The sequence below is a fragment of the Tardiphaga sp. 619_E2_N8_4 genome (assembly GCF_051810905.1).
In the GTDB taxonomy this organism is placed as follows: domain Bacteria; phylum Pseudomonadota; class Alphaproteobacteria; order Rhizobiales; family Xanthobacteraceae; genus Tardiphaga; species Tardiphaga robiniae.
The window spans coordinates 3,730,294-3,748,854 of the sequence record NZ_JBPWQJ010000001.1 but is presented as its reverse complement, the minus strand read 5'-3'; the positions used below and the strand labels follow the sequence as shown (position 1 = coordinate 3,748,854).

Here is an 18,561-nt window from a genome sequence, read left to right as displayed (position 1 = left end):
AACAAGAAGCCCCGCGATCACATCGCGGGGCTTCTTTGTTTTCGTATGCGCCAACGCGCCTTCGCCAACGACAGCCTAGCTCTTGGTCCCATATTTCCGCGCGAAATCCCGCCCGGAGCGAGCGATGCAGACGGCAGCCTGCCCCTGATACATCGAGCCCTCGTTCTTCTCCGCGATCTTGTTGCACTTGGCGCGTGCCTTCTCATAGGCAGCCTTGGTGGCGGCAGCTGCCTTGGGTAGGAAGCGCGGTTCGCATTTCGACAGCACAATGTCCGACAGCGCATTATCGCCGGACGAACCGAGCTGGCAGAGTTCGAGAATCCGGTATGCGCCTTCGCAGCTGAACTCGGTCTTCATCGCAGCGGTGACGGCCTGGGGGTAACCGCCGGCTTTCGTGATGGCGGCGTCGGAGATCGCGCATTGATCGGCGGCGGAGGCCGGCGCGCTGCAGGCAATGAAAGCAATGAAAGCAAAAGTAAGTGCCGTAGAATTGGTGACCCTAATCATTCCGGTTAGCCCCTTAGCGAACGCCTGAGCCACCAACATAGCAACATGCCGTAGGATGGGTAGAGCGAAGCGAAACCCATCACCGCACGATCAACGCTCACCAAAATCATGTTCAGCGCTCGTGCCCTCTCCACCCCAATCGTCTGGATACACTCCCGAACGAACCATACGTGCGAAAGACGAATACGGCCAATCGCGAACACGACGTACATGACCGTGCTTGACCGGATTGAAATGAATATAGTCGCAGTGGCGCTCGAAATCGGTTTCGTCCCGCAGCGTGTGCTCCCAGAAGCGCCGTTGCCAGATGCCCCGTTCGCCTTTGCTCATACGGCTGTGCGACGTGCGCTCGCCCGGCGGCACCGCGCGCGAGAATGTACCCTTGATGAGCCGCCACCGCGTCGAGAAATCCGCATCGCCATCCGGAAGCGTCCAGATGGCGTGGAGATGATCCGGCAAGACCACGATGGCATCGAGAGTGAAGGGGTGACGTTGTTGGACATCACGAAAGGCGCTGCGCAGAGCAGCGATATGATCGGTCAGCAATCGTGCTCGGCGATCGGCGAGATTGACGGTGAAGAAATAGCAACCGCCGCCGCGAAAGTTACGCCGGTATTCTGCCATCACGGCACCGTACGAAAAATCGAGTGATGGGTTTCGCTATGCTCTACCCATCCTACACAAAACAAGACTCACGTCGATCCTAGGATGGGTAGAGCGCAGCGAAACCCATCACCAGAGTCAAACGAAAAATCCCGCGGCTTGCACCGCGGGATTTTTGCATTCGTGCTCTCGGCCGTTTAGTGCGCCAGGATCGCCAGCAACAACAGCGCCACGATGTTGGTGATCTTGATCATCGGGTTCACCGCGGGGCCCGCCGTGTCCTTGTAGGGATCGCCGACGGTGTCGCCGGTCACCGCGGCCTTGTGGGCGTCGGAGCCCTTGCCGCCGAAATGACCGTCCTCGATATACTTCTTGGCATTGTCCCAGGCGCCGCCGCCTGAGGTCATGGAGATCGCCACGAACAGACCCGTGACGATCACGCCGAGCAGCATGGCGCCGACCGCCGAGAATGCCGCCGACTTGCCGACTGCGCCGCCCCCCGCAATGGCGTAGATGATGAAGTACACCACGATGGGCGACAGCACCGGAAGCAGCGACGGGATGATCATTTCCTTGATCGCGGCCTTGGTCAGCAGATCCACCGCGCGGCCGTAATCCGGCTTGTCGGTGCCCTGCATGATGCCCGGCTTCTCGCGGAACTGACGACGCACTTCCTCGACGATGGCGCTGGCCGCACGGCCCACGGCCGTCATGCCCATCGCACCGAACAGGTATGGCAGCAGACCGCCGAACAGCAGGCCGACCACCACATAGGGATTGTTCAGCGAGAAGTCCGGCAGCACATCCTTGAAGTACGGATACTTCGCGGCATTGGCGATGAAGAATTTGAGGTCTTCATTGTAAGCCGCGAACAGCACCAGTGCGCCGAGGCCAGCCGAGCCAATGGCATAGCCCTTGGTGACCGCCTTGGTGGTGTTGCCCACCGCGTCGAGCGCGTCGGTGGCCTTGCGGACCTCCTTCGGCAATCCGGCCATTTCGGCAATGCCGCCGGCATTGTCGGTGACAGGACCGAAGGCGTCGAGCGCCACGATCATGCCGGCCAGCGCCAGCATCGTCGTGGTGGCAATCGCGATACCGAACAGGCCCGCGAGGCTGTAGGTGACGAGAATGCCGGCGATGATGACGATCGCAGGACCCGCTGTCGACTCCATCGAGATCGCGAGACCCTGGATCACATTGGTGCCGTGGCCGGTGACCGACGACTGCGCGATGGACTTCACCGGCCGATAGTCGGTGCCGGTGTAGTATTCGGTGATCACGATGATCAGCGCCGTGACAACGAGGCCGGCGACGCCGCATTCGAACAGCGCCAGACCCGTATACTTCACGCCTGCCAGCGGACCGAAACCGATCAGCCAGTAGATCACGGCGGCAACGCCGAACAGTGACAACACGCCGGTGGCGATCAGGCCCTTATACAGCGCGCCCATGATCGACTGGCTGGCACCGAGCTTGACGAAGAACGTGCCGGCAATCGAGGTCAGGATGCAGATGCCGCCAATGGCGAGCGGCAGCGTCATCATGTTGACCAGCAATGGCGAACTCGCAAAGAAGATCGCGGCCAGAACCATGGTGGCGACCGCAGTCACCGCATAGGTCTCGAACAGGTCGGCGGCCATGCCGGCGCAGTCGCCGACATTGTCGCCCACATTGTCGGCGATCGTTGCCGGGTTGCGCGGATCGTCTTCGGGGATGCCGGCTTCGACCTTGCCGACGAGATCGCCGCCAACGTCAGCGCCCTTGGTGAAGATGCCGCCGCCGAGACGCGCGAAGATAGAGATCAGCGACGCGCCGAAGCCGAGCGCCACCAGCGCATCGATCACGGTGCGGCTGTTGGCAGCGAGGCCGAGGGCGTGCGTGAGATAAGCGAAGTAGATGGTGACGCCGAGCAGCGCCAGACCCGCCACCAGCATGCCGGTGATGGCCCCCGCCTTGAAGGCGAGTTCGAGGCCGCCGGCCAGCGAGATCGTCGCCGCCTGCGCGGTGCGGACATTGGCGCGCACCGACACGTTCATACCGATGAAACCGGCTGCGCCTGACAACACGGCGCCGATCAGGAAGCCGAAGGCAACGAGCATGCCGAGGAAGTAAGCCAGCAGCGCGAAGATCACGACGCCGACGATGCCGATGGTGAGATATTGTCGCTTCAGATAGGCCTGTGCGCCCTCTCGCACGGCCTCTGCAATTTCCTGCATCCGTGCGTTACCCGCATCGGCCTTCAACACAGAACTCGTCGCCCAGATCGCGTAAACGATCGACAGTGCCCCGCAGAGCACGATCACCCACAATGCTGTCATGGAATCTGCCTCAGTCCTTCCTGCCCGGCGCCTTGTTAGTTGGCGCATAAAAAGGAGGCCTGCCCAGCACGTGAGGACGGCCTCTCGTTTGATGAGCATGGCAAAATCGGTATCGCCGTGCAACGCTGCCAATGGGCTAATGCAGGATTTTTGGAGGGGCTCTTAACCTCTCCCCGCATCTTGCGCGGGGAGAGGTCGAAAGCCGCGCAAAGCGCGGGTTTCGGGTGAGGGGCATGGCAATGGCCCCTCCCCTGGTCGGCAGCTTCGGATCGTTCCGAACCAGCAACAGCATTACTTGGTCAAACCGCGTGCCCCGCCCCTCACCCGCCGCGAAGACGCGGCGACCTCTCCCCGCGCAAGATGCGGGGAGAGGTTAGGTCCGCGCTTGCGGGAACGATGAGGCTAGTCAGAAGTGGCTGTAGGACAGGCGCTTCAACACGATGTCCCTGCCCGCCTGGTCGACGAAGCGGGGCGATGACGCACCTGCAACAATCGTCCCGATGACCGCGACCCGCACGCCCGCCTGATGCGCGGCCTGCACGAAACCGGTCGTGCGATTCTCTGGGATGGTGCAGAGGACTTCGTAGTCGTCGCCGCCGGCAACGACTGCTTCGAGACCGATCACACCGCGGTCCAGCAGTGCTGCCGCCGGATCCGACAGCGGAATAGCCGATGCATCGATGACGGCAGAGACGCCCGACACCGCACAGAGCTTGGCGAGATCGCCGGCCAATCCGTCGGAGACATCCATCGACGCCGTCGCGAAATCGCGCACCGCCAATGCGAGCGCGTTGCGTGGCTGCGGCACGCGATAGCGTGCCACGAGCGCGTCATGCGCGTCACTGTCACCGGCCAGCGCCGTCGCGACCGCGCCGCCTTTCAGCGCCGCAAGGCCAAGCGCGGCATCGCCGATCGTGCCACTCACGACCACGCGGTCCCCCACCGCCGCGCCGTGGCGGCGGACCATCTTGCCCACCGGAACGCGTCCGAAGGCGGTGACTGAGACCATCAGCGGCCCCGGCGTCGAGACCGTATCGCCGCCGAGCAATACGCAGCCGAATGTTGCGATGTCTTCGCCGAGACCCCGCGCGAACTCCGCCAGCCACGCCTCATCATGTGTCCGCAGTGCCAGCGTCAGCACAAAGCCGGCCGGCACCGCACCCTTGGCGGCGAGGTCTGATAGGTTCACCCGCAGCGCCTTGCGCGCGATGGTGTCCGGGGGATCGTCAGGGAGAAAGTGCACGCCCTCGACAATGGCGTCGGTGTTGACGACGATATCCTCGCCGTCGGCCTTGAGCACCGCGGCGTCATCGGTGAGCCCGAACGCGCCGGGATCACGCGCCAGCGGCTTGAAGTAGCGCGCGATCAGGGTGTCTTCGCCGGATGCGTTGGACCCGGCTGACATGATCAGTGTCCTGCGCGCGAAAACTCTTCCGCGCGAAACTGCCGGGCGATCTGGTCGAGCACCGCATTCACCATGCCGGTCTCGTCGCCTTCCACGAAGGCATGCGCGACGTCGACATATTCCGACACCACGACACGGCCGGGAATGTCCTTGCGGTGTTCCAGCTCATAGGCGCCGGCGCGCATCACCGCGCGCAGGATCGCCTCGATCCGCTGCAGCGGCCAGCCCCTGGAGAGCGCGTCGTCGATCAGCGGATCGAGCTTGTTCTGGTCGCGCACCACGCCGGACACGATGTCGCGGAAGAACGCCTCCTCGGCCGGGAGATACTGGTCACCCTCGATCTCACTGCCGAGCCAGAAGCTCTCGAACTCGGCGAAGACATCGTTGATGCCCGCGCCGCCCACATCCATCTGATATAGCGCCTGCACGGCGGCGAGACGCGCGGCGCCGCGCCGGTTAGCCTTGCGATCACCCTTGGGGACCGGCTTCTTGAGGTCGGCTTTCTTGTCGGACGATTTCTTGTCAGCCGTTTTCTTCTCAGACATCGGCTCAGGCCTTCGCCAGACGGCGCTTGATGCGCAGCACGGACAGTGCCGCACGGGCCGCATCGCCGCCCTTGTTCAACTCGCCGGCGCGCGCGCGCGCCCAGGCCTGCTCGTCGGTATCCACGGTGATGATCCCGTTGCCGAGGGGCAGGTGCAGATCGACGGACAGATCCATCAGCCCGCGCGACGACTCCATCGAGACGATCTCGAAATGGAACGTCTCGCCACGCACCACGCAGCCTAGCGCGATTGCCGCTTCATAAGGCTTGCCGCTTTTCGCGGCAGCATCGATCGCAATCGCGATGGTCGAAGGAATTTCCAGCGCGCCCGGCACCGTCAACACGTCATGGGTGACGCCGGCTGCCTTCAGCTCAACGATCGCGCCTTCCAGCAGCGCATCCTGAATGTCGTCATAGAACCGCGCCTCGACGATCAGGACGCGCGCGCCCGTGATGTCGGTCTGGTCCTGCAAATGAGCGCGTCGCGCGTCTGCCATATCTCAACCTGTTAAAAACGTTGAACATCTCCAAGAATGAAGATTGTCAACAACGCGTGTTTGTAGTCGTCGCGGGCAGCGAAGCCAAGGGCAATACTCGGCAATTTAGCGCCGTCATGCCCGGCGCATGCCGGGTATCCACGTCTTGGCCGGGCACGAAGACGTGGATAGCCGGGACAAGCCCGGCCATGACGGCCGAGAGGTCGGAGCCTTAAACAGGCATTTCGCTGAGCCGCGCCGCATAGCGGGCCATCAGATCGACCTCGATATTGACCTCGGCGCCTGCTTCCCACGCCTTGCCCAGCGTGGTGACGCTCAGCGTGTGCGGAATGATCAGCACGGCGAACTGCACGTCATCGACGGTATTCACCGTCAGCGACACGCCATCCAGCGTGATGGAGCCCTTGGTGGCGATGAAACGCGCCAGTTCGCGCGTGGTGCGGAAGGTGATCCGCGCCATGTCCGGCAGGTTCTCGCGCGACACGATGGTCGCGATGCCATCGGCATGGCCGGCGACGATATGGCCGCCAAGCTCGTCGCCGATCTTCAGCGCGCGCTCGAGATTGAGCCTGGTGCCCAGCTTCCAGTGCTTTGCCGTGGTCATGCCCAGCGTCTCGGCGGCAGCGTCAACGTCGAACCAGGTTTTGCCATTGGCCACGCCGGAGCCGACCACTGTGAGGCAGACGCCGTTGCAGGCGATCGAGGCGCCGTCGGCGATGGTGGTCTGGTCGTAGTCGCAGAGAATGCGCAGCCGGTGGAGCTGGCCCTGCGCCACTTGCGTAAGGCTCTCGATCTCGCCGATGTCGGTGACAATGCCGGTGAACATTAGCTTCTTTCGTAGATGGTCAGAGTGTCGTTTTCGATCGTCTCGCTAGCACGCTGCACGAAGTCCGGCGACTCGGTGATCGCCGATAGCGGCAATGCATCCAGCGCGGCGATGCCACCCTCGCCGATCTCCTTCGGCCCGCGAAACAGCCAGACCTCGTCGACAAGCCCCGCCGCCACGAAAGACGACGCAACTTTCGATCCGCCTTCCACCAGCAGCTTCGTAATGCCCTTCTCCGACAAGCTATGCAGCACGGCGAGCAAATCCAGCCCCGGCGGCGGCGCGGTCGTGGTCGGCACGCGCAGCACCTGCGTGCCGGCCGCGCCCAGCGCCATCGCGGCGGGCGCTTCCGACAGGCTGGAGGTCATCACCCAGAGTGGCGTCGTACGCGCCGAATGCACCAATCTGCTGTTACCGGAAATGCGCAGCGCGCGATCCAGCACCACGCGCACCGGCGAGCGCTTCATCATGCCCGGCAAGCGACAGGTCAGTTCAGGATCGTCAGCGATGACGGTGCCCATGCCGACCAGCACCGCATCGCATTGCGCCCGCAAGAGATGCACGCGCGACCGCACCATCTCGCCGGTGACGGCGACCGGCTTGTGACCGGCTGCCGCGATCTTGTCGTCCGGCGACACCGCGAGCTTCAACACGACATGCGGGCGCTTGTCGCGGATACGCCGAAAATGCCCGGCGTGATCGCGCGCGGCCTGTTCGGCGCAGAGCCCGACATCGACCCTGATGCCCGCCGCACGCAGCCGCGCATGACCTTGGCCCGCCACGTCCGGATTGGGATCTTCAATCGCCGCGACGACGCGCGCGATGCCCGCAGCGACGATCGCATCCGCGCAAGGCGGCGACTTGCCGAAATGCGAGCATGGCTCCAGCGTCACATAGAGCGTGGCACCGCGTGTGGCCTCGCCGGCCTGCGCAAGTGCGACAGGCTCGGCATGGGGACGGCCGCCGGGCTGCGTCCAGCCGCGGCCAATAATAACACCATCCTTCACGATGACCGCGCCGACCGCGGGATTGGGCCATGTCCGGCCCTGCCCGCGCCGGCCAAGCGTCAGCGCCAGCTGCATGAAGCGCAGGTCGGTTGCTTTCGCCTCTTGGGATTTTTGCGCGTATTGATCTTCCAGGATACGGAAGATCATTTTCGGACGACCACCGGCCGACCGTCGTCGTCGGCATGCAATTCGCCGAGCACCGCCTCGAAGTCCTTGGCCTCGCGAAAATTGCGATAGACCGAGGCGAAGCGCACATAGGCGACGTCATCGAGCCCGCGCAGATGCTCCATCACGATCTCGCCGATGGTCTCCGACGAAATCTCCGCCTCGCCGCCGCTTTCCAGCTCGCGCACGATGGCCGAGACCATGGTCTCCACCCGCTCCGGATCGACCGGGCGCTTGCGCAGACTGATCGACAGCGAACGCACCAGCTTGTCGCGGTCGAACGGCACGCGGCGGCCATTGCGCTTGATCACCGTGAGTTCGCGCAGTTGCACGCGCTCGAAGGTAGTGAAGCGGAAGTTGCAGGTGACGCAGACGCGCCGCCTGCGGATCACGGCGGAATCTTCCGCGGGACGCGAGTCCTTCACCTGCGTATCGAGGCTATTGCAGTTCGGACAGCGCATTCCAAAGAACCTTCCAAAGAGCCATTCCTGCGCGACCTTCTGACCGCGCAGGTCTCCGCCTCGTAGCAGGCCTTACTGATAGATCGGGAAACGATCCGTCAGCGCCTTGACCTTCTCCTTCACGGCCGCTTCGACGAGCGGCGCACTGCCGTCGCCGGACTGCGCCACCGCGCTCAGCACTTCGGCGATCATCTCGCCGGTTGCCTTGAATTCGGCAATGCCGAAACCGCGCGTCGTCGCGGCGGGGGTGCCGAGACGGATGCCCGAGGCGATCCACGGCTTTTCCGGATCGAACGGCACGCCGTTCTTGTTACAGGTGATGCCGGCGCGGACCAGCGCCTTCTCCGAGACGTTGCCCTTCAGGCCCTTCGGCCGGAGGTCGACGAGCATCAGATGGTTATCGGTGCCGCCCGAGACAATGTCGTAGCCCTGTGCGCGCAGCGTCTCAGCCAGCGCCTTGGCATTCTCGACAACGTTCTTGGCATAGACCTTGAAGTCCGGCTGCAGCGCTTCCTTGAAGGCCACGGCCTTCGCCGCGATGACATGCATCAGCGGGCCGCCCTGCAGGCCCGGGAAGATCGCCGAGTTCAGCTTCTTGTGCAGCGCCTCGTCATTGGTGAGGATCAACCCGCCGCGCGGGCCGCGCAGCGACTTGTGCGTGGTGGTCGTGGTGACATGGGCATGCGGCACCGGCGAGGCATGGACGCCGCCGGCAACCAGGCCAGCAAAGTGGGCCATGTCGACCAGCAGATACGCGCCCACGCTGTCGGCGATCTCGCGGAAGCGCTTGAAGTCCCACGAGCGCGAATAGGCCGAGCCGCCGGCGATGATCAGCTTCGGCTTCACCTCTTCCGCCTGCTTGGCGATCGCATCCATGTCGAGGATCTGGTCGTCCTTGCGCACGGTGTAGTGCACCGGCTTGAACCACTTGCCGGACATGTTGACGGGCGAGCCGTGGGTGAGATGGCCGCCGGCTGCGAGGTCGAGACCCATGAAGGTATCGCCCGGCTGCAGCAGCGCCAGGAACACCGCCTGGTTCATCTGGCTGCCGGAGTTTGGCTGCACATTGGCGAACTGGGCGCCAAACAGCTTCTTGGCGCGTTCGATGGCGAGGTTCTCAGCGATATCGACGAATTCGCAGCCGCCATAATAGCGCGCGCCCGGATAACCCTCGGCATATTTGTTGGTCATCACCGAGCCCTGCGCCTCCATCACGGCGCGGCTGACGATGTTTTCCGACGCGATCAGCTCGATCTCGTGACGCTGGCGACCGAGTTCACCCTTGATCGCCTCGGCAATCTCGGGATCGGCCTGAGCAAGCGTGGCGGAGAAGAACGAGTCGGGCGCGGAGCCGGTTTTGGCCGAAGTGGTCATAGGGCAATATCTCCACCGCCGCGGCCTTCTTTCGGCGTGCGGACGGTCACGAGTGGCGATCAGGAAACGGTGCCCCGAATACCATATCTGGCTGGCGGGGCCAAGGTTTTGCGGTTCAGGGCGCGATATTTAGGCAGCGGGGTAAATGCGGCGATTGCACAAGCTGATCGGTACTCTCACTGTCATTCCGGGGCGATATCTCGGCGAAGCTGAGAGCTCGAGCCCGGAATCCCGACATGTTCAGCGCAAAACAGCTCGGGATTCCGGGCTCGGGTTCGCCGCCTTCGGCGCCGCTCCCGCCCCGGAATGACGAGTGTGGGGCCAGCGTCGTCCAAGACCCCAATCGCCCTATTTCGCCAGCCGGTATACCCCGCCCTTCTCCACGCTGCGCTGGAACGCCGGGCGGGCATGCATCCGGCCGATCCAGGCGGCCAGATCGGGATAGGCCTTGAGCCGGTCGAAGCTGCCGGCGACCTCGGCGACGAAACTCATCTGGATATCCGCGCCGGTCAGGCTGTCGCCGACAAAGAACGCGCGGCCCTGCAGCGCCCGGTTGGCATGACCGAGATGCCGGGCCATCTCGCTGTCGATCCGCGGCCGCAACGGCGCACCGGCCTCCTTCAGGCGAGACACGTAGAGATTGAGCATCAGCGGCAACATCGCCGAGCCCTCGGCATAATGCAGCCATTCGAGATAGGCCTCATGCTCCGGAGTGCCTTCCGCCGGCCGCATCGCGCCCTTGCCGTAGCGGCGGATGACGTAATCGACGACCGCCGCGGATTCCGCGATGGTCACATCGCCGTCGACGATGACAGGCGACTTGCCGAGCGGATGCACCGCCTCCAATTCCGGCGGCGCCAGCCGCGACTGCGCATCGCGCTGATAGGTTGTCAGATCGTAGGGCGCGCCGAGTTCTTCCAGCAGCCAGATGATCCGCTGCGAGCGGGAGTCGTTGAGATGATGAAGCGTGAGCATGGGCGTGTCCTTGTGTTGTCCCCGGCCCGATCTGTAGACCGTCGGCGTGAGAGAAGTCTTCGAGGATTATCGCGCGGAAACAGCGAACAAGAAAATCTTCGCGAGCTTTTCCATGCTAGTTTGCCGGTAAGGCGACTGTCTGTCGTTGTGGAGAGGTTCGGCTCTCCTTCCCCTCTGCACCAAGCCAAGCCGCCAACCTGAGGCCTATCGCAGGAGGTTGAGATGGACGATGTACGGGCCGCCCTGGAGCGTCATTGGACTGCATCGGACGCGAACGATTTCGATATCGAACATGACATCTACCATGAGGATGCGATGCTTTATTATCCTCAATCGGGGGAGCGCATCCGCGGTCGACACAACATTCAGATGAGCCGGCTTGTCCAGCCAAACGAGAAACGTTTTACGGTTCGGCGGATTATCGGCAGCGGCGAATTATGGGTCACCGAATTCATCCTGACCTATGACGGTATACCATCTTACGCGGTGAGCATCATGGAGTTCCGCGACGGACGGGTGGCCAACGAAACGCAGTATTTCGCCGATCGGTTTGAACCTGCAGTCTCGCGCGCGCATCTTGTCGAGCGATAGTTCGAGTAGCAGAACCGCGACGACAGTGCTTCGATGAGCACGCGTGTGATGAGCGCATCGCGTCCCGCTCGTCATTCCCCACCAACTGGTGTGCCCGAGGGCAGTCCGGACTGCGAAGCGGTCGGCATGAGCCGGCATCCCGATGTGTTCAGCCACCATCGTCATTCCGGGGCGTGCGTCGCCGGCGAAGCCGGCAGAGCGCGCCCCCGGAATCCCGACATGTTTGGCGCTGACTAGAGACTCCCATGCTGGGATTCCGGGTTCGCGTCCGGCAAGTGCCGGCCGCGCCCCGGAATGACGAGTGTGAGGCGGACTCGGGCTGAGCGCACCCAAACATTTTTTCCTATCTCCCGTTGACTGCATCCCTAACTTGATTATATTCCCCTCCGTCCTGCCCCACCGAGAGGGGCGATCGCGATCGTCACGTTCGCGGGGCAGGATGCGGTGGACGCCGGAGATGCGGCGTTACGCGGTTTGGGGGTGACGTCTGTCTTCGGGCAGGACGGATCTGCGCCAGCACTGCCACTGGCAAGGAGACGGCCGGCCTTGGGATGGAAAGACTCCCTGGACAGTGTGACGGACGACCAAATCAAAACGCGTTCGGCTTACTCGCTTGAGGCTCCCTTCCCATCGCCTTGGGACTTTAATTCGCGATCGGAGCGTTCGTCGAGGCAAAGTGCAAGCAACCGAAAAAACACCGCAGGCGGAACGTCGGGCACTTGCTCGGCGCCTCCGAAAGTCCTGATGCACTCACAATTGCGGAAGACCGCATTCGCATCAGGCCCCAGGGTGCAACGGGCACCCGGCGTTCCGCACGCCCTCTCACAAGGGGCGGGAATGCAGCAGACGACGGCGCCCCCGCGCCGCAAACAATGGGGGTGATGACGCATGTCTGAAGAGCAGTGGCTGTTTGACAGTTGAATCTGATGAAGCCCTGGACAGGGCGCCAGCGCTTAAACGCAGCGCTATTGCGCCCAACTCCCTCAAAGCCCGGTAAACCCGGCCTTCACCGGATCGTTGCTGCCATCGAGCTCACGCAGATAGGTCAAGCCGAACACCGTCAGCCGGTGCGGATCCTTCTCGCCACCGTCGAACAGCGACTGCACATAGTCGGTCACCTTGGTGCGGGCTTCGTCCGATGCCGCCTGGGTGCGGCTCATCATCAGGTCATAGGTGTGCATGATGCGGTCGATGGCAATCTGCATGTCGTCATTTTCCCCGTTGGACATCAGAAAACCGGCTACGCGGCTTCAGCCCGTGCAGCCTGGAATTGCGCGATCGCTTTGTTCGCAAGGCGAAGCTTGTTGTCTTCGCCGCGATGAAACATCCGGACGATGATTTCGAGCAGCCGATCGTTGGTGAGATAAGTATCGGGGATCGCGCCGGACTTGCGCAGGTAGTTCGCAGCGATGGCATAGGCGTCGCCCACCGCCTCGACATTCATCACTTTCAGACCGCGTTCGACCAGCATGACTTGATCCCTTCTGACGAAGCGATAAGCCGCGAGAATGGAACCGGTTCCACGAGAGACGAAGGAAATTTCACGAGCGGGCAGAACGGAACGCTTCTCCGCCGGCAAGCAAGCCCGGGATGGAGTGAGCCAACAGGTCACGCGAAGCGCGCCCGATGTTAAACTCCGCAAAACCCATCAAGGCTTGGCACGAGCGATGCATCGCTCACGCATTTACGATTTCCTCTGGTTTATTTGACAGCCACGAACACACGGCGGCTGGAATTGCGCCGATCAGACCGAGTGCCACGAGTTGCTTGCTGGAGCCGAGAAGCAAGGCCATCACCAACACCGACAGCCCGTAGGCAAGAAGTGTCGTCGTCATGACCGCAGGCATGGACGTTCTGGCAATCAGCCAGTCGAGCAGAGCGACCAAGAGCCCCGGCACAATAAAGACGAGATACATGAACACCGGCCCTGTACCGCTATCCACCGCTGCGCCGGTCAGGACGTACGTCACTGCGTAGAACGCGACAGTCGCAACGGCAGGAAAGAGGAGCAAAAAGATCAACAAGCGCTTCATGAAATCATCTCCAATATCTCTGTGTCTGTCTTGGAGGTGTTTTCGTTCAGCAAGCGTGGGATGCGCGTAACGCCAAAGAAAAAGGCGCCCTGCGAGGGCGCCTTGATCAATTTCAGTCTCGCATGCGTCTTGCGCGCATTTCGATGTGCTTTCGGAGGGCAATCCGTCGGCAGTGGTTCGGCGACTTGGAGGTCGAAAGTCTCAGAGACGATACAGAATCTGGTCGGTCCAGAAGCGCTCGAGGCGGTGCAGCGACTTGTTGAGGGTCGCGAATTCCTCGTTGGAGATGCCACCGACCTGCTCGACCGTCTTGACGTGCTTCTGATACAGCGCGTCGACGATGTGGCGGATTTCCTGGCCCTGCGCCGTCAGACGGATGCGAACCGAACGACGATCGACGCGCGAGCGCTGATGATCGAGGAAGCCGAGTTCGACGAGCTTCTTCAGGTTATAGGACACGTTGGAGCCGAGATAGTAACCACGGGTGCGCAGCTCGCCGGCGGTCAGTTCCTTGTCGCCGATATTGTAGAGCAGCAGTGCCTGGACCGAATTGATATCAGCGCGGCCGCGGCGATCGAATTCATCCTTGATGACGTCGAGCAGACGGCGATGCAGACGCTCCACCAACGTCAAGGCTTCCAGATAAAGCGGCTGAACCGGCGCCTGGCCCGGAACGAGATCGACGCTTTCCACCGTCGCAACGGTCTTCATCATGACACTACCCCTGTTGTCGTTTTTATCGACTTATTCGACGAAACTTGTGTCCCGTCTGATAGGGCCAACTTAAGGGGGAGCGTTTGAAGAACCGCTTAAATAAGACAATAAAGAGATCATGAATTTGAGACAGTGAATCTGAGATTAAGCCGGTGAAACAAGGGGTTTTCGCAAGGTTTGATTCACGCTGCAGAGCCCATGTTCCAGCTTTGTCCGCCCGATCTGTCGCATAGCGGAACAGCTTGCCTAAAATTCGAAACACTCGCGTAAGGTTCGTAACCGGGGTGTTAGGGTGACCGAAGTCTTACCGCCAACGCCCCGAAAATTAATTCGACAATTTTACGCAACTCCGCGCGTTCGCCCGTCCCAATAAGGCGCGCGCAAAGCCTTGCGATCGATCTTGCCGAGGCCAGTCACGGGGATCTCACTGACGAAATCGATGGTCTTCGGCGACCACGGCGCGCCGCGCTTGTCTTTCACATGCGCCTGAAGTTCCTCCACAGAATTATTCGCGCCGGCTTTCAGCACCACGAAGGCTTTCACCGCCTCGCCCCACTTCGCATCGGGAATTCCGATCACGGCGGCGGACGCCACCGCATGATGCGCCATCAAGGCATCCTCGACTTCACGCGGATAGATGTTGAAGCCGCCGGAGATGATCATGTCCTTAGTGCGGTCGACGATATAGAAGAAGCCGTCGCTGTCCTTCACGGCGACATCGCCGGTGTGCAGCCAGCCGCCGCGGAACGCGTCTTCGGTGGCCTCCGGCCGTTTCCAGTAGCCATCCATCACCAGCGAGCCGCGCACGCAGATCTCGCCGGGCTCCCCTGTCGCCACTTCACGCATCTCGGCGTCGAACAGTTTGACCTCGACCATCGGATTGGCGCGGCCGCAGGAACCGAGACGGCCCGGCTTGCTGTCGTCGTGATCGATCTTGCGCATGGTGGTGATGATCTGCGGCGCTTCGGTCTGGCCGTAGAGCTGCACGAACACATTGCCGAAGATGCCAACGCCCTCGCGCAGCCGGTCCGGCGACATCGGCGCCGCGCCATAAACGATCATCTGCAATGACGACATGTCGTATTTGGCGCGCAGCTTCGGCGCGTCGATCAGCGCATAGATCAGCGTCGGCACCAGGAAGGTCGCGGTAATCTTCTCCTCATGCACCACGCGGCAATAGGTCTCCGCATCGAAGCCCTGCACCAGCCGTGCGAAGCCGCCGCGCAGCATCACCGGAAACAGCGTGATGCCGGCGGCATGGCTGATCGGCGTCGCGGCGAGATAGCGGATATCGGCCGGCCAGTCCCAGTCCGCATAGATTGCCAGCGACATCGCCACCAGCACGCGATGCGGCAGCATCACGCCCTTGGAACGGCCCGTGGTGCCGCCGGTATAAGCCAGCCAGCAGATATCGCCGGTGCTGCTCTCGTCCACCAGCGGCGCCGGCGTGACGTTCGGCAGCTCGGCCAAGAGATCGCGCGCGCCATCGAGCGCGCCGAAGGACAGCAGATGTTTCAGGCCCGGCACGCGGCTGCGCAGCGAGAGGCCGCGCGCGGCGAACTTGCCGGCCTCCACGATCAGCGCGGAGATCTCGGCATCCTCAAGAATGAAGGCGTGATCGTCCTCGGCGGCCATGGGATGCAGCGGCGTGTAGCGCAGGCCCATGACGGCGGCGGCGGAAATCGCGGCCCAGCTCTCAGCGCGGTTGCCGGAGAGAATGGACAGCGCATCGCCCCTCTTCAGGCCAAGGCTGCGGAACAGGCTGATGAAACGCGCGACCACGTCGCCGAATTCGCGGTAGCTCCAGCGGACATGGCCGTCCGCGAGCGCAGGCTGATCGCCATAGCGGGCGATGGCGCTGACAATGATGCTGCCGGCGGTGCCGCCGGAATAAAGCTGGTTCAAAATGACCTCCCTGAATGCAGGGCCTTCTGCGAGGCCTCTGCTTGACGTCCTGAGCCTATGGCGGCCGTTCGCGCGCCGCCATCCATGCCAGCGCAAGGTAGCCTGCGAGAAACGCAGCCTGGACGCCGACGATCAGGAGGTTGCCGCCATAGATGGTCGGAAACATCAGCTCGATAACCGCCATGGACACCACGGTTGTCAGCCAGACGACGGCGCCCCATGGCGTCGCGAGCCAGAGGCCGACGGCGCTGACCAGCTCGATGACGGCGAAATAGACCGTGGCGGTCTGCCAGCCCATGGTCTGGACCTCGAAGGCGTCATCCTCGGTACCGACAAAGCCGGTGACCTGCGCCCAGTGATAAAGGCCCTGCATCATCGAGACGACGGCCATCACGCGCAGGAACAGGACCAGGCGCCGGGTCCAGATGTTCTCGTCGGATTCGATGCGTCCGGACGAGATCGCCGCAACCGACATGGCATGGTCCCGCGACGTGGGGTCTCTCGACCCGAGGTCGCGCGGCATCTGCTCAGACATGCGAATGCGATCTCACGGGTGGGAACTGGACGTTTGGGCGATGGTTTGAGCGATTCATGGGAGCTTTTTGTGAGCCTTTGGGCCTGCAAAATCAATGACCCAGCCCGTCACGTCACGTGCGCATGACGTGCATGATCGCGGTGACGCCGGGACATCAAGGTGCTAGACTTAGAACAGGTCGAATTTAAGGGGCTTTCGACCTCACGAAGGCCCGCGGGAGAGACGGTATTATGGCAATCAAGTTCGGGCGCCCCATCGAATTGCGCGATCACGCTCCCCGCCCGGCCACTTATGATGCCCCCTCCCTCGGCTTGACCACCCGCCCCCGCCGTAACCGCAAGTCCGAATGGGCCCGCCGGCTGGTCCGCGAGAACGTGCTGACCACCGACGACCTGATCTGGCCGCTTTTCGTGATCGACGGCGACAACCAGCGCGCGCCAATCGCCTCGATGCCTGGCGTGGAACGCCTCAGCGTCGATCAGGCGGTCCGCGATGCCGAGCGCGCCGTGAAGCTGGATATCCCCTGCATCGCGCTGTTCCCCTATACCGACCCGTCGCTGCGCGACGAGATGGGCACCGAGGCCTGCAACGCCAACAATCTGGTTTGCCAGTCCGTGCGCGCCATCAAGAAGGAATTCCCGGATCTCGGCGTGCTCTGCGACGTGGCACTCGACCCGTTCACCAGCCACGGCCATGACGGGTTGATCCAGAACGGCAAGATCCTCAACGACGAGACCGTCGCCGTGCTGGTCCAGCAGGCGCTGGTCCAGGCCGAAGCCGGCTGCGATATCATTGCGCCATCGGACATGATGGACGGCCGTGTCGGTGCGATCCGCGAGGCGCTGGATGACGCCGGATTCCTAGACGTGCAAATCATGGCCTATGCCGCGAAATACGCCTCGGCCTTCTATGGCCCGTTCCGCGACGCCATCGGCTCGGCCAAGACGCTGACCGGCGACAAGCGTACCTATCAGATGGACAGCGCCAATTCCGACGAGGCGCTGCGCGAGGTCGAACTCGATCTGGCCGAAGGCGCAGACATGGTCATGGTCAAGCCGGGCATGCCCTATCTGGATATTGTGCGCCGCGTGAAGGACACGTTCGCGGTTCCGACCTTCGCCTATCAGGTGTCCGGCGAATACGCGATGATCATGGCCGCCGCGAATAACGGCTGGATCGATGGCGACCGCGCCATCATGGAAAGCCTGCTCGGCTTCAAGCGCGCCGGCGCCGATGGTGTGCTGACCTATTTCGCGCCGCATGCCGCGGAACGCATCAAGGCTGCGCGCTGAGCGCATCCGCGCTCAAGCCTCGCCTGATTTACATCCACGCCTGATTTACGTCATGGACAGTCTGTAACGATTCCGCGCACTTGTTGCGCGGTCTGGTGATATCCATGTGATGGATCGTGAGGATGCAAACGGAGGGATGCGTCATGTCTGATACCGGCCCGAATGCTGGCGGCCCCAATAACGGAAGCTGGCAGGGTGACACCTGGCGCAGTGCCGGTACCCCGCCCCGCGCCCATGCCTTCGATCCCTATGCGCAGCCGGATTTGTTCCGCGGCGTGTTGATGCGCCGCGTTGTCGCCTTCCTGATCGATCTCGTCGTGCTGGCGATTCCGATTGTGCTGGCGTGGGTTTTCATCCTTCTGTTCGGCGTCGTCACCCTCGGCCTCGGCTGGGCGCTGTTCTGGCTGATCTCGCCGGCGACGGTGATCTGGCCGGTCGTCTATTACGGCATGTCGCTGGGCGGCCCGCATTCGGCCACCGTTGGCATGCGGATGATGGATCTGCAGATGCGCACCTTCTCAGGCACGCCGGGCTACTTCGTGCTTGGCGCCGCACACGCGGTCTTGTTCTGGGCCTCGGTGTCGCTACTCACGCCGCTGGTGCTGGTGGTCGGCCTGCTCAACGGCCGCCGTCAGCTGCTGCACGACCTCGTGCTGGGAACCGTGGTGGTGAATAATTCCGTGGTCCGCGCCGCTTACGCCCAGCCGCCCGGCCGTGCCTACTAACAGCCGCGAAGGACGCCAACTTGGCCGGGCAAAGCGATTGACCGTTTGCCCGGCCGGCGCGATGCTACGCCAAACTGCTTCGGA

20 protein-coding genes are annotated in these 18,561 nt (G+C 62.7%); 3 read left to right on the top strand and 17 right to left on the bottom strand.

What is annotated here, in order from left to right:
- Window positions 1-75: 75 nt before the first annotated feature.
- The 11 genes from AB8A23_RS17955 to AB8A23_RS17905 form a co-directional block, all read right to left on the bottom strand.
- Window positions 76-507, bottom strand: coding sequence for a hypothetical protein (locus AB8A23_RS17955; RefSeq protein ID WP_439058691.1), 432 nt, complete (start codon window positions 505-507; stop codon window positions 76-78).
- A 90-nt stretch (window positions 508-597) separates the two neighbouring features.
- Window positions 598-1,131, bottom strand: coding sequence for an REP-associated tyrosine transposase (locus AB8A23_RS17950; protein ID WP_439058692.1), 534 nt, complete (start codon window positions 1,129-1,131; stop codon window positions 598-600).
- A gap of 176 nt (window positions 1,132-1,307) precedes the next feature.
- Window positions 1,308-3,428, bottom strand: coding sequence for a sodium-translocating pyrophosphatase (locus AB8A23_RS17945; protein ID WP_093761466.1), 2,121 nt, complete (start codon window positions 3,426-3,428; stop codon window positions 1,308-1,310).
- A gap of 406 nt (window positions 3,429-3,834) precedes the next feature.
- Complete coding sequence (gene thiL / locus AB8A23_RS17940; RefSeq protein ID WP_439058693.1) at window positions 3,835-4,833, bottom strand: thiamine-phosphate kinase; 999 nt, start codon at window positions 4,831-4,833, stop codon at window positions 3,835-3,837.
- Window positions 4,834-4,835: 2 nt separating this feature from the next.
- A complete protein-coding gene (gene nusB / locus AB8A23_RS17935; RefSeq protein ID WP_093761462.1) occupies window positions 4,836-5,378 on the bottom strand; it encodes a transcription antitermination factor NusB in 543 nt (180 codons plus the stop codon).
- A 4-nt stretch (window positions 5,379-5,382) separates the two neighbouring features.
- Window positions 5,383-5,874, bottom strand: a complete 492-nt coding sequence (gene ribH, locus AB8A23_RS17930; RefSeq protein ID WP_439058694.1) for a 6,7-dimethyl-8-ribityllumazine synthase — start codon at window positions 5,872-5,874, stop codon at window positions 5,383-5,385.
- Between the two features lie 211 nt (window positions 5,875-6,085).
- Window positions 6,086-6,700: a riboflavin synthase gene (locus AB8A23_RS17925; RefSeq protein ID WP_093761460.1), complete on the bottom strand. Its 615-nt coding sequence runs from the start codon at window positions 6,698-6,700 to the stop codon at window positions 6,086-6,088.
- Window positions 6,700-7,854 carry a bifunctional diaminohydroxyphosphoribosylaminopyrimidine deaminase/5-amino-6-(5-phosphoribosylamino)uracil reductase RibD gene (ribD, locus tag AB8A23_RS17920; RefSeq protein ID WP_439058695.1) on the bottom strand — a complete coding sequence of 385 codons (1,155 nt, stop codon included), beginning with the start codon at window positions 7,852-7,854 and terminating at the stop codon, window positions 6,700-6,702. The genes AB8A23_RS17925 and ribD overlap by 1 nt, the downstream gene beginning before the upstream one ends.
- Entirely contained in the window at window positions 7,851-8,333 is a 483-nt protein-coding gene (nrdR, locus tag AB8A23_RS17915) for a transcriptional regulator NrdR (RefSeq protein WP_068732542.1), read from the bottom strand. The genes ribD and nrdR overlap by 4 nt, the downstream gene beginning before the upstream one ends.
- Before the next feature lie 72 nt (window positions 8,334-8,405).
- Window positions 8,406-9,707 carry a serine hydroxymethyltransferase gene (glyA, locus tag AB8A23_RS17910; protein WP_439058696.1) on the bottom strand — a complete coding sequence of 434 codons (1,302 nt, stop codon included), beginning with the start codon at window positions 9,705-9,707 and terminating at the stop codon, window positions 8,406-8,408.
- Window positions 9,708-10,055: 348 nt separating this feature from the next.
- Complete coding sequence (locus AB8A23_RS17905; protein ID WP_439058697.1) at window positions 10,056-10,682, bottom strand: glutathione S-transferase family protein; 627 nt, start codon at window positions 10,680-10,682, stop codon at window positions 10,056-10,058.
- A gap of 222 nt (window positions 10,683-10,904) precedes the next feature.
- Between AB8A23_RS17905 and AB8A23_RS17900 the strand changes: the two genes are divergently transcribed.
- A complete protein-coding gene (locus tag AB8A23_RS17900) occupies window positions 10,905-11,273 on the top strand; it encodes a nuclear transport factor 2 family protein (protein WP_320444487.1) in 369 nt (122 codons plus the stop codon).
- 983 nt (window positions 11,274-12,256) lie between these two features.
- Here the strand turns inward: AB8A23_RS17900 and AB8A23_RS17895 are convergent.
- The 6 genes from AB8A23_RS17895 to AB8A23_RS17870 form a co-directional block, all read right to left on the bottom strand.
- The gene (locus AB8A23_RS17895; RefSeq protein WP_068732570.1) at window positions 12,257-12,478 is read right to left on the bottom strand and encodes a hypothetical protein; all 222 of its coding nucleotides are present in this window, start codon (window positions 12,476-12,478) and stop codon (window positions 12,257-12,259) included.
- A gap of 35 nt (window positions 12,479-12,513) precedes the next feature.
- Complete coding sequence (locus AB8A23_RS17890) at window positions 12,514-12,744, bottom strand: hypothetical protein (protein ID WP_093761448.1); 231 nt, start codon at window positions 12,742-12,744, stop codon at window positions 12,514-12,516.
- A gap of 205 nt (window positions 12,745-12,949) precedes the next feature.
- Window positions 12,950-13,306, bottom strand: coding sequence for a hypothetical protein (locus AB8A23_RS17885; RefSeq protein WP_439058698.1), 357 nt, complete (start codon window positions 13,304-13,306; stop codon window positions 12,950-12,952).
- Window positions 13,307-13,507: 201 nt separating this feature from the next.
- Window positions 13,508-14,020, bottom strand: a complete 513-nt coding sequence (gene ldtR, locus AB8A23_RS17880) for a transcriptional regulator LdtR (RefSeq protein WP_068732529.1) — start codon at window positions 14,018-14,020, stop codon at window positions 13,508-13,510.
- Between the two features lie 339 nt (window positions 14,021-14,359).
- Window positions 14,360-15,925: an AMP-binding protein gene (locus AB8A23_RS17875; RefSeq protein ID WP_439058699.1), complete on the bottom strand. Its 1,566-nt coding sequence runs from the start codon at window positions 15,923-15,925 to the stop codon at window positions 14,360-14,362.
- 55 nt (window positions 15,926-15,980) lie between these two features.
- Window positions 15,981-16,460: a DUF6163 family protein gene (locus AB8A23_RS17870; RefSeq protein WP_089263845.1), complete on the bottom strand. Its 480-nt coding sequence runs from the start codon at window positions 16,458-16,460 to the stop codon at window positions 15,981-15,983.
- Window positions 16,461-16,690: 230 nt separating this feature from the next.
- On the opposite strand from AB8A23_RS17870, the gene hemB reads away from it, so the two are divergent.
- Entirely contained in the window at window positions 16,691-17,752 is a 1,062-nt protein-coding gene (hemB, locus tag AB8A23_RS17865; protein WP_439058700.1) for a porphobilinogen synthase, read from the top strand.
- 143 nt (window positions 17,753-17,895) lie between these two features.
- On the top strand, window positions 17,896-18,477 hold the full coding sequence (locus AB8A23_RS17860) for an RDD family protein (protein ID WP_439058701.1): 582 nt from the start codon (window positions 17,896-17,898) through the stop codon (window positions 18,475-18,477).
- Window positions 18,478-18,561: the final 84 nt, after the last annotated feature.

Coding starts and splice junctions, on each gene's coding strand:
- AB8A23_RS17890 (WP_093761448.1), bottom strand. CDS start 12,744: ATGCTGGTCGAACGCGGTCTGAAAGTGATGAATGTCGAGGCGGTGGGC.
- ribD (WP_439058695.1), bottom strand. CDS start 7,854: ATGATCTTCCGTATCCTGGAAGATCAATACGCGCAAAAATCCCAAGAG.
- AB8A23_RS17905 (WP_439058697.1), bottom strand. CDS start 10,682: ATGCTCACGCTTCATCATCTCAACGACTCCCGCTCGCAGCGGATCATC.
- AB8A23_RS17895 (WP_068732570.1), bottom strand. CDS start 12,478: ATGCAGATTGCCATCGACCGCATCATGCACACCTATGACCTGATGATG.
- glyA (WP_439058696.1), bottom strand. CDS start 9,707: ATGACCACTTCGGCCAAAACCGGCTCCGCGCCCGACTCGTTCTTCTCC.
- hemB (WP_439058700.1), top strand. CDS start 16,691: ATGGCAATCAAGTTCGGGCGCCCCATCGAATTGCGCGATCACGCTCCC.
- ldtR (WP_068732529.1), bottom strand. CDS start 14,020: ATGATGAAGACCGTTGCGACGGTGGAAAGCGTCGATCTCGTTCCGGGC.
- AB8A23_RS17945 (WP_093761466.1), bottom strand. CDS start 3,428: ATGACAGCATTGTGGGTGATCGTGCTCTGCGGGGCACTGTCGATCGTT.
- AB8A23_RS17870 (WP_089263845.1), bottom strand. CDS start 16,460: ATGTCTGAGCAGATGCCGCGCGACCTCGGGTCGAGAGACCCCACGTCG.
- AB8A23_RS17955 (WP_439058691.1), bottom strand. CDS start 507: ATGATTAGGGTCACCAATTCTACGGCACTTACTTTTGCTTTCATTGCT.
- AB8A23_RS17950 (WP_439058692.1), bottom strand. CDS start 1,131: ATGGCAGAATACCGGCGTAACTTTCGCGGCGGCGGTTGCTATTTCTTC.
- nrdR (WP_068732542.1), bottom strand. CDS start 8,333: ATGCGCTGTCCGAACTGCAATAGCCTCGATACGCAGGTGAAGGACTCG.
- nusB (WP_093761462.1), bottom strand. CDS start 5,378: ATGTCTGAGAAGAAAACGGCTGACAAGAAATCGTCCGACAAGAAAGCC.
- AB8A23_RS17885 (WP_439058698.1), bottom strand. CDS start 13,306: ATGAAGCGCTTGTTGATCTTTTTGCTCCTCTTTCCTGCCGTTGCGACT.
- thiL (WP_439058693.1), bottom strand. CDS start 4,833: ATGTCAGCCGGGTCCAACGCATCCGGCGAAGACACCCTGATCGCGCGC.
- ribH (WP_439058694.1), bottom strand. CDS start 5,874: ATGGCAGACGCGCGACGCGCTCATTTGCAGGACCAGACCGACATCACG.
- AB8A23_RS17925 (WP_093761460.1), bottom strand. CDS start 6,700: ATGTTCACCGGCATTGTCACCGACATCGGCGAGATCGAGAGCCTTACG.
- AB8A23_RS17860 (WP_439058701.1), top strand. CDS start 17,896: ATGTCTGATACCGGCCCGAATGCTGGCGGCCCCAATAACGGAAGCTGG.
- AB8A23_RS17900 (WP_320444487.1), top strand. CDS start 10,905: ATGGACGATGTACGGGCCGCCCTGGAGCGTCATTGGACTGCATCGGAC.